Source organism: Brevibacillus sp. FSL K6-0770 (assembly GCF_038000275.1).
In the GTDB taxonomy this organism is placed as follows: domain Bacteria; phylum Bacillota; class Bacilli; order Brevibacillales; family Brevibacillaceae; genus Brevibacillus; species Brevibacillus parabrevis.
Genome location: NZ_JBBOBQ010000001.1, coordinates 133,583 through 152,500 on the forward strand (window position 1 = coordinate 133,583; position 18,918 = coordinate 152,500).

Genomic DNA, 18,918 nt, shown 5'->3' on the forward strand with positions numbered 1-18,918 from the left:
AAGTATGTTTGTTCAAGGTTTGGCGCTGAGCTTCTTCTCATCAATGGCGTGGTGCGTGCTGTTTAACGTCCCGGTTCGCACGATTTTGGCCGGTGGCTTGGCCGGGATGGTCGGATTTTGCGTGTTTTCGCTTTTGCCGATCTGGGGGGCGGAAGTGCTGCTGTCGACATTTGTTTCCGCAGCGATCGTCTCGTTGCTCAGCCAGTTTTTATCGATTTTGCTCCGTGTTCCCTCGACCAACTTTAGCGTCGCGGGCATTATTCCGCTCGTTCCCGGTTCGTTGGCCTACAAATCCATGCTGGCTTTCGTGAACAACAACTACGTGGAGGGGATCACGCTGGCTACCAAGACGTTGATGGTGGCTGGGGCGATTGCATCCGGACTTATTTTTGGTATTTCCGTCGTGACGATTTGGAAAGGAGCCCGTTATGCTGGAAAGCGTACGCAACGAGATTGAGGCTCTAAGGCTCCTTCTCCCCGGAGAAACGGTTGTCGTCGGAATTTCCGGCGGCAATGATTCTACAGCTCTTTTGCATATATTGGCTTCTCTAAATCAACACTATCAATACGGCTGGAAGCTGCATGCCGTTCATTTGAATCACGGCTTCCGCGGAGAGGAGGCCAGGCTGGATGCACAGTACGCAGAAGCGTTGTGCAGCGAGCTTGGCGTGTCTTTTCACCTGTTTGAGTACGATGTCCCTTCCTATATGAAAAAGACGGGGAAGGGAGGCCAGGAGGCAAGCCGCGAGCTTCGCTACCGCTTTTATCGCGAAGTAGGCATTGCTCATCAGGCAACCAAGCTGGCGTTGGCGCATCATGCCGATGACCAGGTGGAGACGATTTTGTTCCGTCTCGTGCGCGGCAGCAGGTTGCAAGGACTGGCTGGCATGCCGCAGCGTCGCATGCTGGAAGATACTGGGATTGAACTGGTGCGTCCGCTGTTGCATAAAACGCGTCAGGAACTGGAAGCCTATTGCCAGGAAAATGGTCTTGCTCCACGAGAGGACAGCAGCAATCGTTCGCGCAAGTACAAGCGCAATTTGCTGCGTCTGGATGTGATGCCGCTCTTGGCTCAGGTAAACGAGAAGTACCGCGAGCATATTCTTGATTTGGCAGGCGCGGTTTCGCAGGATGAGGCGTTTTTGACCAGGCTGGCTCGCGAGCGTCTGGACGAGGCTGTGATCGAAAAGAAACAGGAAGCATTTGTCATTGACAAAGACAAGTTTCAAACTTGTGACGTTGCTTTACAAAGGAGAATGATTACTCTAATATTAAGTTATCTCTCAAAACATACCGAATGGTCTTCGCAGCATGTGGAGACCGTTTTGCACATGCTAGGGGGAAGTCGCCCTTCTGCGGAAGTTCATTTGCCCGACAAACTGGTCGTAAGCCGGATGTACGGACGAATCCTTTTTAGTCGTAGAAAGCGGCAAGACAGCATACATACCTATAGTTACGAACTCGCAGTTCCAGGGGTGACCCGGATCGACGAGAGCAATGCCACGGTACATATTTCATACCTTGAAAGTCCCATGGATTGGGGACGACTCCCTGAAAATGAAGCGGTTTTCGACGCCGATCAGCTCCCGGGAGCGCTTTATTTGCGCAACCGGAGATCAGGAGATCGTCTCACCCTGTTTGGCTCTGCAACTGGAAAGAAGCTGAAGGATCTACTAATTGATGCCAAATTTCCGCGAGCATGGCGGGACAAACTTCCGCTTTTGACGGCGGGCGATGAGGTGATTTTGGTACCAGGTGTGCGCCGTTCCGCCGTAGCGCCTGTAAATGGACAGACCAGGCGTTTTCTACACGTGCGGGTTGAGTTTGGAGAAGATTGGCGGGAGGTTTTTTCATGAATCAAGACATCGAGAAGATTTTGCTATCAGAAGAAGATATTGCAGGAAAGGTAAAGGAGCTGGGCGAAACACTGGCTGCCGAATATCAGGGCAAAAATCCGTTGGTGATTTGCGTACTGAAAGGCGCGGTTGTTTTCATGGCTGACCTGATCCGTCACATGAACATTCCATGCGAAATGGATTTCATGGCGGTTTCCAGCTATGGCAGCGGAACAGAGTCATCCGGCATGGTGAAAATCCTCAAGGACCTCGATACTTCCGTGCAAAACAGACACGTGCTGGTAGTAGAAGACATCATGGATAGCGGACTGACATTGAGCCGGCTGGTAGAGCTGCTTCGCCATCGCGAAGCTGCCTCTGTGAAAGTGGTCACACTTCTCAACAAGCCAGAGCGTCGCAAGGTGGATATTTCACCGGATTACAGCGGTTACGATATTCCTGACGAATTTGTTGTTGGATACGGCTTGGACTATGCCGAGCACTATCGTAATTTGCCGTATATCGGGGTGTTGAAACCTGAAGTCTACACGAAGTAGCTTTGTTGTGGAGACCCTGCAAAATATGATAAAATGTGAAAAGTGTCTGTTCGTGAGAGGAGGTAAGGAATGAATCGCTTTTTTCGTAATACCGGGTTCTACCTACTGATTTTTCTTGTCACGGTCGGGATCGTGAATTTCATCCTCTCCGGTACTGATAAGGTTGGGAAACTTACATATCAGGATTTCCGGGTACAGCTGAAGGCTGACAATGTTACAGAGCTATCCATGCGCCCTGAAAATGGCACATACAGGGTAGAGGGTACACTGGCTAAAGCTATTCCGGGACAGGAAAGCAACAAATTTTTTACCAACGTTCCTTTGTACGACTCCGATGTTGTAAAACTTGTGGAGACGAAAATTGATGATCAAAAACTGAAAAAGGTAGAGTTCAATCCAGCGGAGGGCAACAGCATTTGGCTCACGTTCCTGACCTCGATCATTCCTTTTGTCATCATTTTCATCCTGTTTTTCTTCCTTCTGAACAACGCTCAGGGTGGCGGAAGCCGAGTCATGAACTTCGGAAAAAGCCGCGCGAAGCTGTACAACGAAGAGAAGAAGCGCGTTACGTTTGACGATGTAGCGGGTGCAGATGAAGAAAAAGCGGAGCTGGAGGAAGTTGTTGAGTTCCTGAAAGACCCGCGCAAATTTAACGCTGTTGGCGCTCGTATTCCGAAAGGGGTTCTGCTTGTAGGCCCTCCAGGTACGGGTAAAACATTGCTCGCCCGCGCTGTCGCTGGTGAAGCAGGCGTTCCGTTCTTCAGCATTTCCGGTTCTGACTTCGTGGAAATGTTCGTCGGGGTCGGTGCATCCCGCGTGCGTGACCTGTTTGAAAACGCGAAGAAAAATGCTCCGTGCATTATCTTTATCGATGAGATTGACGCCGTAGGTCGCCAGCGTGGTGCTGGACTCGGCGGTGGTCATGACGAGCGCGAGCAAACTCTCAACCAGTTGCTCGTAGAGATGGACGGGTTCGGCGGCAACGAAGGTATCATCATGGTAGCTGCGACCAACCGACCTGACATTCTCGACCCGGCGCTTTTGCGTCCAGGACGTTTTGACCGTCAAATCACAGTGGATCGTCCTGACATCAAGGGCCGTGAAGCGGTGCTCAAGGTTCATGCCCGCAACAAGCCGCTTGGCGAAGACGTGAAGCTCGATGTGATTGCCCGTGGTACTTCGGGCTTCACTGGTGCAGATTTGGAGAACTTGCTGAACGAAGCAGCTCTTCTCACTGCCCGCAAAAACAAAAAGCAAATCAGCATGAAGGAAGTAGACGAAGCCATCGACCGCGTTATTGCTGGTCCGGCGAAAAAGTCTCGCGTAGTCAGCGAAGACGAAAGACGCCTGGTTGCGTTCCACGAAGCTGGTCACACGATTATCGGCTATCATTTGAGAAATGCAGAAATGGTACATAAGGTAACAATCATTCCGCGCGGCCAGGCTGGCGGATACACAGTGATGCTGCCAAAAGAAGACCGTTTCTTTGCAACCAAAAGCGATTTGCTCGACAAAATCGTCGGCCTGCTGGGTGGACGAGTGGCTGAGGAATTGGTGCTCGGGGATATCAGTACCGGGGCGCACAATGACTTCCAGCGTGCGACAGCAATTGCTCGCAGCATGATTACCGAATACGGAATGAGCAAGCTCGGTCCGATGCAATTCGGTAAAAGCCAAGGACAGGTGTTCCTGGGCCGCGATTATGGCAACGAGCGCAACTACTCGGACAAAATCGCGTACGAGATCGATCTTGAAATGCAAAACATCATCAACGAATGCTACGCCAAGTGTACAGAACTGCTGACCAAGCACCGCGATCAGCTGGATCTGATTGCTAACACATTGCTGCGCGTAGAGACACTTGATGCTGAGCAGATCAAGCAATTGATCGAAACGGGAAAAATGGACAACGATCCGGCTAATCAGGAAAACAATGATGTGGTCGTGAACATTCAACCAAAACAAGAAGAAACAAACGAAGAACCGAAACAATAAGAGGCGCCTCAGGTGCCTCTTTTCTTCATAAAGGGACAAGGGGCATTTGTCTAGCCCAACAAACCGAATCAGTGGAGGAGGAGAAATGATGCTACTTACACCGGGGATGGCAGCATTTGATATGGATGGTACATTGTTGAATGAGGCATCACAAATGAGCGAGGGAAACAGGGAAGCACTGTTCAAGCTGCAGGAAAAAGGCTGCAAGCTGGTGCTGTCGACAGGAAGGATGTTTGGTTCCGCACAAATCCCGATTGATTCGTTTCCGTTCGATGGTTACGTGTGTAGCAACGGGGCGGCCCTTTACGAAAAAGACGGCACACTGGTCCGCCGCTACTCCTTGGCAAAAGAACTGGTGATCGGTGCGATTCATGGGCTGAGACAAGAGCCGGTTTACTACGAAATGCACGATACAAACAGCAATCGCTGGATGGTGCAGGAGGATCGGGATCGTCTGGAGGCGATCATCGAGCAGGATGCATCGCTCGAAGGAGTTTCCATGCGGCAGTTCGCCTTTTACAGGCTTGCGCGCGTGGCGCCGCTTGAAGAAATGTTGGCAAAAATCGAGACTGGCGAAGTGGAGATTGTGAAGTTTTTTGTTTGGGACAACAATCAGGAGCGCCTGAAGTGGAGTGCCGATCAGTTTGCCCCATGGCAAGAGCAGATTTCGATTACTTCATCCGGGCAGCACAACATTGAAATCAATTCGCACGGTGTTTCCAAATGGGCAGGGCTGCTGTATTTTTGCGAAGCATGGGGGATAGCACCGGAGAAAGTGATGGCTTTTGGCGATGCGGAAAATGATCGGGAGGCATTGACCGAGGCTGGCTATTCGGTAGCGATGGAAAATGCCTCGTCCAAGATCAAGGAGATCGCCAAATACACCGCACCACATCACAATGAAGATGGTGTCGCCCAATTTATTTGGCAGCACGTCCTCGGTGAGACGCCTTCACGATAATGGACAAATCGAGCCAAAGGCTTTTACACGAAGAAACCGTTCGTCAGTGGACGGTTTTTTTGTTGTTATTGAGAATTGTTATCAATTATAATGAGCGTAGTGATCTGGCAGGGAGAGGTGATTCGCATGAGGCGAAACGAGTTAGTGAATCTATGGAATCATGCTTCCGTAAAAGTCATGGATGTGCGTCATCAAATTGTGCAGCCCACGGATATATTCAGCTATGCCTCTCTTCCTTCCAGTGTGTTCGTCTATGCTGTTCGTGGCCAGGCGGAAGTGCTGCTGGATGAACTCGTGTATTCGGTTAACGGATGCCACGTGATTCACGGCGGAAAGGGACATGCCCTCGAAATCGTTCCCCAGAAAACGGAATTTGAGTTCTACATTCTTTTCTATAAAGCGGTGATTCCTCTGCCGTGCCGTCAGGAAATCAAGAGCCTTTTGGAGACGCGCAACTGGTTTCTGCTGTCGTATGACTTTGTGCCACAGCAGTCGATTGTGCTGCTCGACAAGCTCGAAAAACTCCAGGACATATGGCAACAAGTCACCGATACTGCTGTACAGCCGCTCTACGCCAAAGCTTTGTTCCAGTTGTTTGTAGCCGAATTGCTGGAGCAGATGCATGGGACGGAGGAGGGGGGAGAGAGTGGCGATCTGGTTTGGCAGGCCAAGCAATTCATTCACTCCCATTACAGCGAGCCGATTACGCTGGAAGCCATCGCGCAAAAGCTGCGCTACAGCGTCCCGTATTTGTCCAAGCAATTCAAGCAACAGACAGGCTACAGCCCGATTGATTACTTGATCCGCGTGCGCTTGGACAAGGCAAAAGCTTTGCTGATGCGCACCGAAGCTTCCTTGCAAGCTATTGCCGAAGGAGTCGGGTACAGCGATCTTTCGTACTTTATCCGGGCGTTCAAAAAGCACACGGGAGTAACACCCGGGCAATTCAAGGAGCAAGCGGAAGCGGCACTCTGGGAAGCAGGCTCAGAATATCCTGTGAAAAGGCTAAGATCATCTCTTGTTCAAACCTCGCCCCGCTACTACAATCTGTTTAATAATGAAAATCATTATCGAAAAGGTGAGGGAGAGAGAGTGCAGCTATTCAGAAACGGAACAAAAGGCAAAATGCATAAACTTATGCTGGGGCTTGCCCTGCTTTTGAGCGCATGCTCCGGTACCGGCAATGGAGGGGCAGTCAACAGCAGTCCTCCACAGTCGACCCAGCAGTCAACAGAAGTAGCTACCTCCGCGTCCACTACAGCTAGTCCGCAATCGGCCAAGCAGCAATGGCCGAGAACATATGTCGATGCGACAGGGAAAGAAGTGGTGATTGCCAAACAGCCGCAGCGCGTTGTCGTTACTCATTTCGGCATGATGGAATATTTCTTTGCCCTGGAGACTCCGCCGATCGCTTCTACTTTGGCTGAGCGCATGCTGGGTTCGTTTGAGACGTTGAAGCCTTACGCCAAAACGGCTTCTGTCAAAGACATCGGGGAAGTGACCACGCCGAATCTGGAATTGATGACGGAGCTTGAGCCAGATTTGATCGTCGCCTTTTCCGGTACGCATAACGACGTTTACGAAGATTTGAGCCATATTTCGACCGTTGCCATGATTAACAATACTGAGGAACGGACTTGGGCACAGACGCTTCGTGAATACGCCAAGCTGATTGGCAAAGAGCAATTGGCCGAGGAATACATTACAAAGCTGGAAGCGCTGATGGCTGAAGCGAGAGGCAAGATGGCTGCGAAAAAAGACAAGACCGTGACGTTCCTGCGCGCTTCGGGAGACGGCAACACTTTTTACGTGCTGGACGACAATGACGTGTCCTACGCTTTTGATGACAAATCAGGACTGGGACTCAAACCTCCCGGCCAGTACAAGCTGGAGGGCGATGTTGTGTCGCTGGAAGGCGTGACTGTGCTCGATCCCGATTACATTTTCCTCGTCGATTACTTGGACAACGTCGATACTACGCTCGCCGAGTTGAACAAAAGCAAAGTCTGGAACTCGCTGAAAGCAGTCAAAGCCAAGCACGTATATCCGCTGGATGTCTCAATCAGTACAAAAGGTCCGTTGGCGGTTGAGTATACGACGAAGGAGCTGCTCCGGGTTCTTTCGGAATAGCACCGAGAAATCAATCGCACTGACGGAGAGGAGAGACTCAGATGAGTCAGCCTAGCGTGATCCACGATACGTTTAACGATAGACAGTTGCTGGTTTACTTGCCTGACGGCTATGCGGACAGCGATCAGCACTATCCCGTGATTTATTTGCAAGACAGCGGCGATTTGATTGAGCCAAAAGATAGCGACACGCTGCTGAGAGTGCGAGAGCTGACGGCGCAGGGCGAGTTGCCAGGCTTCATTTTCGTCGGAGTGGCTTCTTTTGATCGCAACGACGAATACACGCCGTTTGTTTCACCAAACGTGTTTGAGCCAGGCAAAATGTTTGGAGGCAACGCCTCTGTCTACGCTCAGTTTCTCGCGCACGAGCTGAAGCCGTATATCGACGGTCGATATCGTACGTTGCCGGAAAAAGAACATACGGGAATCATGGGCTTTTCTCTGGGAGGACTGATTTCGGTCTACACCGCCTTATCCTACCCCGATATTTTCGGGCGGATCGGGAGCTTTTCCGGATCGTTTTGGTTCCCGGGCATTATCGAGTGGCTGGAGCAACTGACGATTGAGGGTACTGGCCAGCGCCTGTACATGAACCTGGGCCACGCCGAAGGGGCCACCCGTACGAATGGACAGCAATGGATGGTGCCAAACAGCAAAAAGGTGTACGAACATTTGTTGCAAAACGGTTTTACAGAGAGCACCGTGCGACAGGTGATTTACGAGAGCGAGTTTCACTCGTTTGACCTGGGAGTGCAATATGTTCCAGACGCCCTGCAATGGTTGTTTCGGGCAAAATAAACAAGAGCGACAAGAACGAGGCTCATATCCTTTTCGGGTATGAGCCTTTTGTTTCCGTGTCTTTCGCGAAAAGGCAAGGATCGGCAAATCATGTAACAACGCTTACATTGACAAGACCAAGTAATCAGCTTACAATGACCGTAAATTATGACACCACCGTAGGGGGATTTTTTCCATGGACGCTTTAGCGTTAGAAAAAAAAGCCCAGCGCAACGCTGAGTTACGTGAACGACTGATGCAGTTGAAGAAAGAACGGAACGCCATCATTCTTGCCCACTTTTACCAACGCCCCGAGATTCAGGAAGTAGCGGACTTCATTGGCGACTCTTTTGGTCTGGCGCAAAAAGCGAAAGAAACCGATGCAGATGTGATTTTGTTCTGCGGAGTTCACTTCATGGGAGAAAGTGCAAAAATTCTCAATCCCCAAAAGACGGTAATCATCCCTGATGAACGTGCAGGCTGTCCGATGGCGGACATGGTGAACGTGGAAGGGCTGCGCAAGTTGAAAGCACAGCATCCGAACGCAAAAGTAGTGGCGTATATCAACACATCTGCCGACGTCAAGGCAGAGACTTACATCTGCTGTACGTCGTCCAACGCCAAGCGGGTGATCGAATCGGTGGACAGCGAGGAGATCATTTGGGTGCCGGACAAAAATCTGGGCCACTACGTATCCCAGTTCACAGACAAAAAAATGATCATCTGGGAAGGCTACTGCAACACGCATGACCAGTTGTCCGTAGAAGACATCATGACGTTGAAGCAGCAGCATCCGGAGGCAGTGGTTGTCGTCCATCCAGAATGTCGCCCAGAGGTCGTTTCTTTGGCTGACTACGTAGGTTCGACTACGGGAATCCTCAAATACTGCCGCGAATCGTCCCACAAGGAGTTCATTATCGGGACCGAGGACGGCACGCGCTACATGCTGGAAAAGGACAGCCCGGACAAAACGTTTATTTTCGCCTCCAAATACCTCGTTTGCCCGAATATGAAGGTAAACAACCTGAAAAAATGCGTCGAAGCGCTGGAAACGATGAAACCGGAAATTTATGTGCCAAAAGATGTTGCCGACGCAGCGCGCGCGTCTTTGGAGCGCATGCTGGAAGTAGCTCCGGCGTAATGGCAAACAATAAAAGGGAACAGAGCTGGTCATGAGCTTTGTTCCCTTTGTTTTTTCCAAGTGTAATTAGATGGTGCCAGGCTTAGGACTGTGCGAGGGGCTGGATGTCTTTTCGACGGTAAACGTCCAGGGCCATCCCCAGCAAAACCATGTTCAAAATGAGGTGAGCATTCCCGTGACTGATCAGCGGCAAACTGATCGGTGCTGGCGGCAGCAGGCCCGTTGTCATAAACATGCTCCAGAAGTAGGGGAGGAAGATGAGTACGGCAATCCCGGTCAACAACAGAGAGCCGTATGTATCTTTTACCCGATTGATGGCACGTATCCAGCGGCTGACCAATAAAAGGCCGATGGCGAACAGCGCTGCACCTGTCATTAGACCAAAGCTGTAGATCATGTAGGCAAAAACAAAATCAGTTTCAGGAAGCGGCACAGTTTCAAGTTGCGAACCAAAGCCTTGTCCCCATAACCCGGCTGAACGAACGGCAGCCATGAGCTGAATGGCGAGATAACCGCTTCCGTTCGGGTCGCTATAAGGGTTAAGATACGCACTCCACCGTTCCAGCATATAACGGTTGCCGAACAGGTAGAAGCAGCTGCCGATGCTTGCTCCTGCCAAGCCGATTACGGTCAAGAACGTAGCCCGTCTGACTGGTGAAACCAGCAAAAGAAAGAGCAGAGAAACCACAAACAAGATGACAGCAAAGGTCTGGTGCGAAGATGCCAGAAGCAAGCAGGGGGGAAGGAAATAAGCAAGTACCCGCAAAGTGACGAAGCGTTCCTTCCAGCTCCATTGGGCGAAGATGCCCGCCAGTGCGATCGTGAACAAAAAGACGCTCAGCTCGATGAAATTGACGATAGTTGATCCAATTTCGAGAAAAGGCGTGCCGTTTATCGGTTTGCCAGTGCGCAGCGTGAACAGCAAGAGAATGAACGTAGCAAAATAAAGGTAGCGGCTGTACTTTTTCAGCTTGCTGTAATCGGAAAAAAGCACAAGCAAAAAGAGGGCGCTGCCAATCAGCATGCCGATCCATTTTTGCTCGACCAGTTTTTCGTTGCCCATGGCTGTTTGCAGCGAGAACATGGTGAGCAGCCCGACGCCGAGCAGAACGGCAACCATCGCCACAATGCTCCATTCCATACGCGGTTTGTGGGTTTCGTGCAGCTGGCGTCCGATTGAGACGGGATCACCCATCTCGGCAATAGCTTGGGCGGTGGCAGCTTCTTTGGTGTGTCCAGCGTCGCGGTAATCCGCTATCTTTTCGGCAAAATGACCCTCCAGCTCCAACCGGATTGCGGGATGAACCTCTTTGCTGGCTATTTGCTTGCAGACTTCATCTATGTAACGGGCGATTTTGTCTGGTTGACTCACGTCGGCTCACCGCCCAACACTCCGTCTACTGCGGTGCGAAAAGAGATCCACTCCTGTTTCTTGTCTTTGAGATGCCGCTTGCCTTCGGGCGTGATTTGATAATATTTGCGTTTCCGCTCGCCCTCACCTTCGCTCCAAAACGCCTCGACCTTCCCCTCCGACTCCAGGGTGTGCAGGATCGGATAAAGCGTGCCTTCCTTCAACGTCAGCACCCCATTCGAGCTTTTTTCCATCGCCTTGATCATTTCGTAGCCATACATCGGCTTTTGTTCGAGCAAGGTGAGAACCAGGATGACCGTGCTGCCTTTCATCAATTCCTTGCTGATCGCCATAGGAATCTCCTTTTGTATCGAATATAGATGCATCGAATATCTAGGTATAATTGTAATCACATTTCCTGTCTTTTACAACAAAAAAAGCTTCCAGTTTTAAGGAAGCTTTGTCAGGAATAGAAAAAGGCTGGATTTCAGGAGGGCATAGGGGTGGGCGTCGGTTTTCCGTAGCCTTCTTTGTAGTTGTTGTCGATGTACTCGCGGATTTCTTTTGTCGATTTGCCAGCCTGTTTCAGCTTGGACGAAATCACGGCAATCTCCATGCAGACACCGCAGCGCGTGCCATGGTCATCCCAGACGATCGAGCCGTCCGACTTTTCCTCTTTGATAAAGCAGTTGCCGTTGTGCATGTGTCCAGCGCTTTCGCCGCAACCGCAATAGCAAGGGATCGATTTGAGCAGCTCGCGGTTTGCCCCTGCGATTTTGTACGATTCGATGATGACGGGGTCCTGATTATCGAGAAACTTCGGCAGCTGATCAACAGAAGCTGTCAGTTCTTGCAGGTCGCCGTTAGGAGCGTGATTTGCGTGATTCGCGTGATCCTGACCAGCTTGATCAGTTGCGCCACAACCAGTGAGCAGGGCTGCGGCAAAAATGCTTATGGCCAACCATGATTGACGTTTCATTTTGGACATACCTCCCGCCTTATATCTTATCATAACGACATGGAGAAATTGTGTAGCTGCGATCGGCGATGCAAACATATGACAATTAAATCGTAATAAATCCTATTTACTTTTTGGGTCACTGTCCGTATAATGAAAAACGATCAAGCAACTAAATCGGAATCATTTTGAATTGGGTAGGAGGAACATAGAGATGAAAAAGAGCCTGTTGGCGATCCTGAGCCTCGTTACGGCTGTCAGTATTGCCGGATGCGGTGCAGCTGAGCAGACGACAAGCACCCCTCAATCCGGGGGCGATGCCAAGCCGAAAGTATATACAACCATATATCCATTGGAATACGTAGCCAAACGCATCGGGGGAGAGCATGTAGAAGTGACCAACATGATCCCCTTGGGCGTAGAACCACACGACTACGAGCCGACTGCCAAAGACATGGTAGCATTGGCGAACGCAGACGTTTTCGCCTACAACGGCAGCGGTTTGGAGCTGTGGGTGGATAAAGCCGTCAGCAACCTCGACAAAAACAAGACAGTGATCGTAAACGCGTCGGAAGGACTCGATTTGCTGAAAGCCTCCGAGGATGAACACGAGCATGAGGGAGAAGCTGCGACCGAAGAGCATGCAAAAGAGGAGCACGACCATGACCACGGGGAATTTGACCCGCACGTATGGCTGGACCCGATGAAGCTGAAGGCACAGGCGGAAAAAGTGAAAAATACGCTGGCGCAAAAAGATCAGGCGCATGCTGCCGATTTTGAAAAGAACTTTGCGCAGCTGGCTGCTGATTTGGATAAGCTGGATCAAGATTTTAACACAATGGTTTCAGCGGCTCCCAAAAAGGAATTTATGACTTCGCATAGCGCCTTTTCCTATTTGGCGAAACGATATGGTCTGGAACAGGTGGCGATTTCCGGATTGAACCCGGCCGACGAACCATCTCCGGGCGAGCTGAAAAGCTTGGTCGAGCATGTGAAGGAGCACAACATTTCCTACGTCATGTTTGAAACGCTTGTCTCTCCCAAAGTGGCGGAAGTGATTGCGAAGGAAGCGGGCGTGAAGACAGCTACGCTCAATCCGCTTGAAGGTCTGACAGAGGACGATGTGAAGGCAGGCCGTGATTATTTGTCCATCATGCGTGACAATATGGAAACATTGAAAGTAGCATTGAACTAACGATCAAGAAAATGTCGCTGAAACTGGCGGCATTTTTCTTTGTATCGGGCCAACCCAAGATTTCTGCTCCATAGGAGGCTTGTAGTTCGGGCAAAATCGTAGTAGGATGAAAGGTAACAAATCAGAACAAATCCGATTTAAAGGATGATCATATCATGGAACCAACAACACAAGGAGTGCCTGTGGTAAAGCTGTCAGGTGTCTCCTTTCAATATGACGACAAAGTGGTTCTGGATGGAGTGGAGTTTTCGCTTGAGCGCGGCGAATTTGTCGGGATTGTCGGGCCGAATGGATCGGGGAAATCAACGCTGATGAAGCTGATCCTCGGTCTTTTGCCCCCGAGCAAAGGGAAGGTCGAGCTGTTCGGACAGCCTTTGTCCAAGTTCCGCGAATGGAACCGGATCGGCTACGTGGCGCAGCAAGTGGCTCACGGTGCGGGCGGGTTTCCCGCGACAGTCCAGGAAGTCGTTGCTTCTGGTCTCGTGGGAAAAGTTGGCCTTTTCCGCAGACTGAATGCCAAGCATCATGAAAGCGTACGGGCTGCTGTTGAGCGGGTAGGTTTGACGGATAAGCTGAACCAGCGGATCGGAAGTTTGTCTGGCGGCCAATTGCAGCGCGTGTTTATTGCGCGGGCGCTTGTCGCTGAGCCGGAGCTGTTGATTCTCGACGAGCCGACTGTCGGCGTCGATCAGGAATCGATCGAGCAGTTTTACAGCTTGTTGCGTTCTCTAAAGGAAGAGAATGGCCTGACGATGATGATCGTGAGCCACGACGTCGGAGTGATGTCGCAATGGGTAACGAAAGTAGCTTGCGTGCAAAAGAAAATCCATTTTCACGGAACCGCTCACGAGTTTGAGCACAATCAGGAAAAAATTATGCAAAGCATGTATGGTGATTCCGTCCGGCTCTTGTCCCATCACCATTAACCGTTGCAAACGAGATAATGACGAAGGAGTATGAACATGCTGGCTGATTGGTGGCAGTATGATTTTTTGCGGTATACCCTGTTTTCGGGGATTTTGATTGGCCTGATTTGTCCCTTGCTCGGGACGTTTCTCATCGTTCGCCGCTTGTCGATGATGGCCGATGGTCTGTCTCACGTCACACTGTCCGGTGTGGCTGCCGGGATGCTGGTGTCCAAAAAGATTGCGTTTTTCTCGGCTGTGAACCCGTTGTTTTTCGGGATGCTTTTCGCGGTGATCGGTTCTTTGTTCATTGAGCGCTTGCGCAAGGTGTACAAAGCGTATCAAGATTTGGCGATTCCGATCATTTTGTCGACAGGACTTGGACTGTTTACCGTTTTGATCAGTGTCGCTGACGGATTTAACGCCGACCTGTACTCGTATTTGTTCGGGAAAATCGTCACGGTATCGATTGAAGATTTGTACGCGCTCGTTGGCGTGGCGGTAGTCGTGCTTGGCACGGTTTTTCTGATCTACAAGGAACTGTTCGCCGTGTCTTTCGATGAAGAATTTGCCCGGGTGTCCGGTGTCGCGCGCAGATCGATCAACCTGTGGTTCATGGTTCTCGTAGCGCTTACGATTGCCGCTTCCATGCGCATTGTCGGCGTGCTCCTGATTTCCGCGCTGATTACGCTGCCTGTTGCGGCGAGCCTGCAAATTGCCCGGAGCTTTCGCCAGACGATCTTTTTCTCGATTCTGTTCGCGGAAATATCCGTGCTGAGCGGATTGTATTTTGCCTATCTCTTTGACTGGGCATCTGGTGGTACAATTGTGTTGATGGCTGTTTTGATTATGCTCATTGTTTTGGGTGTGAAAAAGCTGCGTGCGATCATGCGATAAAGTCATCTGGTTAAGACAAAAGGAAGGAGTGTTTGTCGATGAAGGTGGAAGAAGCCCTGCAAATTTTAAAGGAGCACGGGTACAAATATACCGGCAAGCGGGAGGAGATGATCCGCATCTGCGCTGCCGAGAAGCGCTACTTGTCTGCCAAAGATATTATGGAGCGAATTAAGGAGCAGTATCCGACTCTCAGCTTCGATACTGTTTATCGCAATATCTCCACTTTTGTTGAACTGGGGATTTTGGAAGAGACGGAGCTGGAGGGAGAAGGGCGTTTTCGCCTGGCTTGCTCGGCAGACGGTCACCACCATCACCATGTAATCTGTACGGAGTGTGGGAAAACTTCTTCCTTGCCAGGCTGTCCGATGAACGTCATGGCTTCTGTGCCAGAGGATTTTCAGGTAACCGGACACAAGTTTGAGGTGTACGGAACCTGCAAGGAATGCGTCGCCCAATCGAACTAAACGAGTGACTTGCCAAGAGTGTTCGCAAAAAGCGGATGCTCTTTTTTATCGCAATTGGAACTTTTCCAATGTGGTTTTCTTCTGGTAGGTATTTGCTATAATGGGTGGGAAATCATCAGTTACGGAGAGAAGGGACACAGCCATGATTCCCCGTTATATCGCGGATTTTGATTTGCAGGCATTGCCTCGAATGAAAACAGATGTAGCTGTTGTTGGAGCAGGGATAGCCGGGTTGTACACGGCGTTGCAAACGAGTGAGTATGCGGATGTAGTTCTGATCAGCAAAAAAGGGCTGGATGACAGCAATACCCGCTGGGCGCAAGGAGGGATTGCCGCCGTTACGGCCAAATCGGATTCTCCTGCCTTGCATCGTCAAGACACGTTGATCGCCGGAGCGGGACTTTGCTCGTACGATGCGGTGGAAGTGCTTGTGCATGAAGGCCCTGATCGCTTGAAGGAACTGATTGCTTACGGAACGGAATTTGACCGCGATGCAGAAGGGCAGTATGAGCTGACGCAGGAAGGCGCGCATAGCAAGCGACGCATTTTGCATGCGAATGGCGATGCAACAGGAGCCGAGATTGTGCGTGCCTTGTCCAAACGGGTCATGGAGCAAGAGAACATTCATGTGTTGGAGCAGCATTTTGCGATTGATGCGCTTACGCAGGATGGCGAGTGCGTCGGGATGATCGTGCAGAAGCCGGACGGGGAGTTGTTTTTCCTGGAGGCAAAAGCGACCGTGCTGGCGACTGGCGGAGCGGGACAACTATATCGCTACACCACCAATCCGGAGATTGCCACTGCGGATGGGATCGGCATCGCGTATCGGGCTGGCGCGCGGATCAAAGACGTGGAGTTTATCCAGTTCCACCCGACCGCGTTGTACTATCCAGGAGCACCCCGTTTCCTCATATCGGAGGCGGTAAGGGGAGAAGGGGCCATTTTGCGCAACACCAATGGCGACCGCTTCATGGACAAGTACCACCCGCAAAAAGAACTCGCGCCGCGTGACATTGTAGCGCGGGCGATTGTGGCCGAGATGGAGCAGACCAAGTCTTCGTTTGTCTATCTCGATATCACCCACGAGTCTGAGGAACTGATCAAGCATCGCTTCCCGACCATCTACAACTTTTGCCTGCAATACGGCTTGAACATGGTAACGGACTGGATTCCGGTCGCCCCTGCGTGCCACTACATCATGGGCGGAGTCCAGACGGATTTGAACGGCGAGACGACCACCAGCCGCCTGTTTGCCTGCGGCGAAGCTTCTTGCACAGGCGTACATGGGGCGAACAGACTGGCGAGCAATTCCTTGTCGGAAGCGGTCGTCTTCGGACATCGGATCGCGCAGCGAATCAAGGAGTTGACTGAACTGCCAGCAATTCAGCCGATTCGCGTCGTCTCCAAATATCGGCAAACGCGCACGTTCAATACACGTGAACAAAGACTGAAGCTGCAAAAGCTGATGCTGAGACACGTCAGCGTCAAGCGCGACGAGAAAGGTTTGAAAAAGGCGCTGGCCGAACTGGAACGGATGGAACAGTTTTACCAGTATATCGCGCAAGACCGGGAAGCCTTTGAATTTTTAAACTTGCTGAATGCAGCGGTATTGACGACAAGAGCTTCGCTGCTTAGGGAAGAGAGCCGTGGCGGGCACTATCGCACAGATTTTCCGAATAAAGATGACTTACTGTGGCGCAAGCATCTCATCCAGACGTTCGAGAACGCCATTCAAGAGGAGTGTGGACAAAACGATGTGGAATAAACGGGAGCTTCAACGCAAAATCGAAGAATGGCTGCACGAAGATGTGGGCTTTGGCGACGTGACAACCATGAGCACGATTCCGGATTCCGAGCAAGGGATCGGGATTTTGTACGCAAAAGAAGCAGGTGTGGTAGCAGGCTTGCCGATTGCCGAGCAAGTTTTCGCGACGGTCGATCCTGAGCTTGTTTTCACGGCAAAAGTAGCGGAAGGGCAGCGGGTCGAAGTCGGTCAGGAGCTGGCAGAAGTCAGTGGTTCTGTGCGTTCGATTTTGAGCGGTGAACGGCTTGCGCTCAACTTGATGCAGCGTCTGTCCGGCATTGCGACGAAAACAAGCGAGTATGTAGCGGCAGTAGCGGGCACAAAAGCACGGGTAGTAGATACGCGCAAGACGACTCCGGGGCTGCGTTTCCTGGAAAAGTACGCCGTTCGTGTCGGGGGCGGCCATAACCACCGCTTTGCCCTGTACGATGCCGTGATGATCAAAGACAATCACATCAAGGGAGCGGGCGGAATTGCCCAGGCAGTTGCCTCGGCTCGCGCCGCTATTCCTCATACCATGACCGTAGAGGTGGAGGCCGAATCGCTTGAGCAGGTGCGCGAGGCGCTCGACGCAGGCGCAGATATTATCATGCTGGACAATATGTCTCTGGAAGCAATGGCTGAAGCGGTAGCTCTGATTGATGGACGAGCGGTGGTAGAGGCTTCTGGCGGGGTAAACCTGGACACGATCGGAAATATTGCCAAAACGGGCGTGGATGTCATTTCTGTTGGAGCGTTGACCCACTCCGTTGCGGCGTTTGATATCAGCCTGGATTTGAATACGCGCAAACGGTAAGGAGCGACCTGTATGCTACTGGTGATCGACATAGGCAACTCCAATATCGTCCTTGGTCTGTATGAGGGCGAGGTGCTGCGCCATCATTGGCGGATCGCGACCGACCGCAACAAGACGGAAGACGAGTACGGAATGCTTGTGAAAAGTTTGTTTGGCAGCGCAGGGCTTGTGCTTGAGCAGGTCAGCGGAGTGATTCTCTCCTCGGTTGTCCCGCCTTTGAATACGGCGATTGAACGCATGTGCGGCAAATACTTGCGTCAAAAAGCGCTCATCGTCGGCCCGGGAGTCAAAACCGGGCTGAATATCAAGTACGAGTATCCGCGAGAAGTAGGCTCGGACCGGATTGTCAATGCAGTGGCGGCGATTCATGAATACGGGGCGCCTTTGATCATTGTTGATTTTGGAACGGCTACGACTTTTTGTTACGTGGATGAGCGGGGCCAATATTGGGGCGGAGCGATTGCGCCGGGCATCGGAATTTCCACGGAGGCGTTGTTTAGTCGGGCTGCAAAATTGCCGCGCATAGAGATCGCCAAACCGGGGAGCGTAGTCGGCAGAAATACGATCGCAGCCATGCAAGCAGGCATTTATTACGGCTTTGTGGGGCAGGTCGAGGGAATCGTTCGTCGAATCAAAGCGGAGTACCAGACCGAGCCGACTGTCGTCGCAACAGGTGGGATGGCTTCTTTGGTAGCAGATGAGACATCGTGCATTCAGGTCGTCGATCCTTATTTGACGTTAAAAGGGTTGCGATTGGTTTACGAGCGGAATCAGTAAAAAACAGCCGTGGCAGTTGATGCTGCGGCTGTTTTTGCTATATTTTTTTGCAGTAAAACACTTCCGGATCAGCAGGATCAAGGTGCTGGATAGTTCCGCTGTAGGCATAGCCAAGCTTTTGGCAAAGGCGCTGCATTTTCTTATTGGAAAGGTTAGTGGAAGTGAACAGCTTATCGGTGGGACATAGCTTTTCCAGGTACAGCATTAGCTCTTTTCCGATTCCTTGATGCTGATGCCGAGGATGTACGATGACAAGGTGAATAAAGCTTTGCTGAAAAAAAGATTGATTCATGACGGCAAAGCCTGCGATGTCCATGTCGAGGGAAGCAACATGGCAATGACCGGCTGCAATAGCCGTTTGCAACTCATGTGCTCG

19 protein-coding genes (1 of these 19 running past the window's edge) are annotated in these 18,918 nt (G+C 51.2%); 15 read left to right on the forward strand and 4 right to left on the reverse strand.

Annotation, left to right across the window (positions count from 1 at the left end):
• Window positions 1–4 precede the first annotated feature (4 nt).
• The 8 genes from NST23_RS00785 to nadA all read left to right on the forward strand — a co-directional run bounded on the left by NST23_RS00785 (window position 5) and on the right by nadA (window position 9,395).
• Window positions 5–457 (forward strand): threonine/serine exporter family protein, encoded by a 453-nt coding sequence (locus tag NST23_RS00785; RefSeq protein WP_063230343.1) that lies wholly within the window; start codon window positions 5–7, stop codon window positions 455–457.
• A complete protein-coding gene (gene tilS / locus NST23_RS00790) occupies window positions 429–1,856 on the forward strand; it encodes a tRNA lysidine(34) synthetase TilS (protein ID WP_122966015.1) in 1,428 nt (475 codons plus the stop codon). Before NST23_RS00785 ends, tilS begins: the two co-directional genes overlap by 29 nt.
• On the forward strand, window positions 1,853–2,392 hold the full coding sequence (gene hpt, locus NST23_RS00795) for a hypoxanthine phosphoribosyltransferase (protein ID WP_063230345.1): 540 nt from the start codon (window positions 1,853–1,855) through the stop codon (window positions 2,390–2,392). The genes tilS and hpt overlap by 4 nt, the downstream gene beginning before the upstream one ends.
• 69 nt (window positions 2,393–2,461) lie before the next feature.
• Window positions 2,462–4,387, forward strand: a complete 1,926-nt coding sequence (ftsH, locus tag NST23_RS00800) for an ATP-dependent zinc metalloprotease FtsH (protein ID WP_122966014.1) — start codon at window positions 2,462–2,464, stop codon at window positions 4,385–4,387.
• Window positions 4,388–4,475: 88 nt separating this feature from the next.
• Window positions 4,476–5,348 (forward strand): HAD family hydrolase, encoded by an 873-nt coding sequence (locus NST23_RS00805; protein ID WP_173599738.1) that lies wholly within the window; start codon window positions 4,476–4,478, stop codon window positions 5,346–5,348.
• A 144-nt stretch (window positions 5,349–5,492) separates the two neighbouring features.
• A complete protein-coding gene (locus tag NST23_RS00810) occupies window positions 5,493–7,478 on the forward strand; it encodes a helix-turn-helix domain-containing protein (RefSeq protein WP_173599739.1) in 1,986 nt (661 codons plus the stop codon).
• A 41-nt stretch (window positions 7,479–7,519) separates the two neighbouring features.
• Complete coding sequence (locus tag NST23_RS00815; RefSeq protein WP_173598021.1) at window positions 7,520–8,275, forward strand: alpha/beta hydrolase; 756 nt, start codon at window positions 7,520–7,522, stop codon at window positions 8,273–8,275.
• A 175-nt stretch (window positions 8,276–8,450) separates the two neighbouring features.
• The gene (gene nadA / locus NST23_RS00820; RefSeq protein ID WP_063230349.1) at window positions 8,451–9,395 is read left to right on the forward strand and encodes a quinolinate synthase NadA; all 945 of its coding nucleotides are present in this window, start codon (window positions 8,451–8,453) and stop codon (window positions 9,393–9,395) included.
• A gap of 82 nt (window positions 9,396–9,477) precedes the next feature.
• On the opposite strand, the gene NST23_RS00825 is transcribed toward nadA, so the two are convergent.
• The 3 genes from NST23_RS00825 to NST23_RS00835 all read right to left on the reverse strand — a co-directional run bounded on the left by NST23_RS00825 (window position 9,478) and on the right by NST23_RS00835 (window position 11,725).
• Window positions 9,478–10,767: an FtsW/RodA/SpoVE family cell cycle protein gene (locus NST23_RS00825; RefSeq protein WP_340962973.1), complete on the reverse strand. Its 1,290-nt coding sequence runs from the start codon at window positions 10,765–10,767 to the stop codon at window positions 9,478–9,480.
• Window positions 10,764–11,099: a PadR family transcriptional regulator gene (locus NST23_RS00830; protein WP_173599742.1), complete on the reverse strand. Its 336-nt coding sequence runs from the start codon at window positions 11,097–11,099 to the stop codon at window positions 10,764–10,766. Before NST23_RS00830 ends, NST23_RS00825 begins: the two co-directional genes overlap by 4 nt.
• Window positions 11,100–11,233: 134 nt before the next feature.
• Window positions 11,234–11,725: a PCYCGC domain-containing protein gene (locus tag NST23_RS00835; RefSeq protein WP_063230353.1), complete on the reverse strand. Its 492-nt coding sequence runs from the start codon at window positions 11,723–11,725 to the stop codon at window positions 11,234–11,236.
• Between the two features lie 193 nt (window positions 11,726–11,918).
• Between NST23_RS00835 and NST23_RS00840 the strand changes: the two genes are divergently transcribed.
• From NST23_RS00840 to NST23_RS00870, 7 genes are all read left to right on the forward strand, one after another.
• Window positions 11,919–12,899, forward strand: a complete 981-nt coding sequence (locus NST23_RS00840) for a metal ABC transporter substrate-binding protein (protein ID WP_122966007.1) — start codon at window positions 11,919–11,921, stop codon at window positions 12,897–12,899.
• 155 nt (window positions 12,900–13,054) lie between these two features.
• Window positions 13,055–13,825, forward strand: coding sequence for a metal ABC transporter ATP-binding protein (locus NST23_RS00845; RefSeq protein WP_122966006.1), 771 nt, complete (start codon window positions 13,055–13,057; stop codon window positions 13,823–13,825).
• Window positions 13,826–13,861: 36 nt separating this feature from the next.
• Window positions 13,862–14,701, forward strand: coding sequence for a metal ABC transporter permease (locus NST23_RS00850; RefSeq protein WP_122966005.1), 840 nt, complete (start codon window positions 13,862–13,864; stop codon window positions 14,699–14,701).
• A 38-nt stretch (window positions 14,702–14,739) separates the two neighbouring features.
• Window positions 14,740–15,165, forward strand: a complete 426-nt coding sequence (locus NST23_RS00855; protein ID WP_063230357.1) for a Fur family transcriptional regulator — start codon at window positions 14,740–14,742, stop codon at window positions 15,163–15,165.
• A gap of 142 nt (window positions 15,166–15,307) precedes the next feature.
• A complete protein-coding gene (gene nadB / locus NST23_RS00860; protein WP_173599743.1) occupies window positions 15,308–16,930 on the forward strand; it encodes an L-aspartate oxidase in 1,623 nt (540 codons plus the stop codon).
• Window positions 16,920–17,765: a carboxylating nicotinate-nucleotide diphosphorylase gene (gene nadC / locus NST23_RS00865; protein WP_173598024.1), complete on the forward strand. Its 846-nt coding sequence runs from the start codon at window positions 16,920–16,922 to the stop codon at window positions 17,763–17,765. Before nadB ends, nadC begins: the two co-directional genes overlap by 11 nt.
• A 12-nt stretch (window positions 17,766–17,777) precedes the next feature.
• Complete coding sequence (locus NST23_RS00870) at window positions 17,778–18,542, forward strand: type III pantothenate kinase (RefSeq protein ID WP_122966002.1); 765 nt, start codon at window positions 17,778–17,780, stop codon at window positions 18,540–18,542.
• Window positions 18,543–18,579: 37 nt separating this feature from the next.
• Here the strand turns inward: NST23_RS00870 and NST23_RS00875 are convergent, their stop codons facing one another.
• Window positions 18,580–18,918, reverse strand: partial view of a GNAT family N-acetyltransferase gene (locus tag NST23_RS00875; RefSeq protein WP_122966001.1) — the 3' portion only. 81 nt of this gene lie beyond the right edge of the window; only the last 339 of its 420 coding nucleotides appear in the window; the start codon falls outside the window, past its right edge; the stop codon is at window positions 18,580–18,582.

Bases quoted from the DNA above. Each gene is read 5' to 3' on its own strand.
- NST23_RS00785 (WP_063230343.1), top strand. From the start codon at position 5: ATGTTTGTTCAAGGTTTGGCGCTGAGCTTCTTCTCATCAATGGCGTGG.
- tilS (WP_122966015.1), top strand. From the start codon at position 429: ATGCTGGAAAGCGTACGCAACGAGATTGAGGCTCTAAGGCTCCTTCTC.
- hpt (WP_063230345.1), top strand. From the start codon at position 1,853: ATGAATCAAGACATCGAGAAGATTTTGCTATCAGAAGAAGATATTGCA.
- ftsH (WP_122966014.1), top strand. From the start codon at position 2,462: ATGAATCGCTTTTTTCGTAATACCGGGTTCTACCTACTGATTTTTCTT.
- NST23_RS00805 (WP_173599738.1), top strand. From the start codon at position 4,476: ATGCTACTTACACCGGGGATGGCAGCATTTGATATGGATGGTACATTG.
- NST23_RS00815 (WP_173598021.1), top strand. From the start codon at position 7,520: ATGAGTCAGCCTAGCGTGATCCACGATACGTTTAACGATAGACAGTTG.
- nadA (WP_063230349.1), top strand. From the start codon at position 8,451: ATGGACGCTTTAGCGTTAGAAAAAAAAGCCCAGCGCAACGCTGAGTTA.
- NST23_RS00830 (WP_173599742.1), bottom strand. From the start codon at position 11,099: ATGGCGATCAGCAAGGAATTGATGAAAGGCAGCACGGTCATCCTGGTT.
- NST23_RS00835 (WP_063230353.1), bottom strand. From the start codon at position 11,725: ATGAAACGTCAATCATGGTTGGCCATAAGCATTTTTGCCGCAGCCCTG.
- NST23_RS00840 (WP_122966007.1), top strand. From the start codon at position 11,919: ATGAAAAAGAGCCTGTTGGCGATCCTGAGCCTCGTTACGGCTGTCAGT.
- NST23_RS00845 (WP_122966006.1), top strand. From the start codon at position 13,055: ATGGAACCAACAACACAAGGAGTGCCTGTGGTAAAGCTGTCAGGTGTC.
- NST23_RS00850 (WP_122966005.1), top strand. From the start codon at position 13,862: ATGCTGGCTGATTGGTGGCAGTATGATTTTTTGCGGTATACCCTGTTT.
- NST23_RS00855 (WP_063230357.1), top strand. From the start codon at position 14,740: ATGAAGGTGGAAGAAGCCCTGCAAATTTTAAAGGAGCACGGGTACAAA.
- nadB (WP_173599743.1), top strand. From the start codon at position 15,308: ATGATTCCCCGTTATATCGCGGATTTTGATTTGCAGGCATTGCCTCGA.
- nadC (WP_173598024.1), top strand. From the start codon at position 16,920: ATGTGGAATAAACGGGAGCTTCAACGCAAAATCGAAGAATGGCTGCAC.
- NST23_RS00870 (WP_122966002.1), top strand. From the start codon at position 17,778: ATGCTACTGGTGATCGACATAGGCAACTCCAATATCGTCCTTGGTCTG.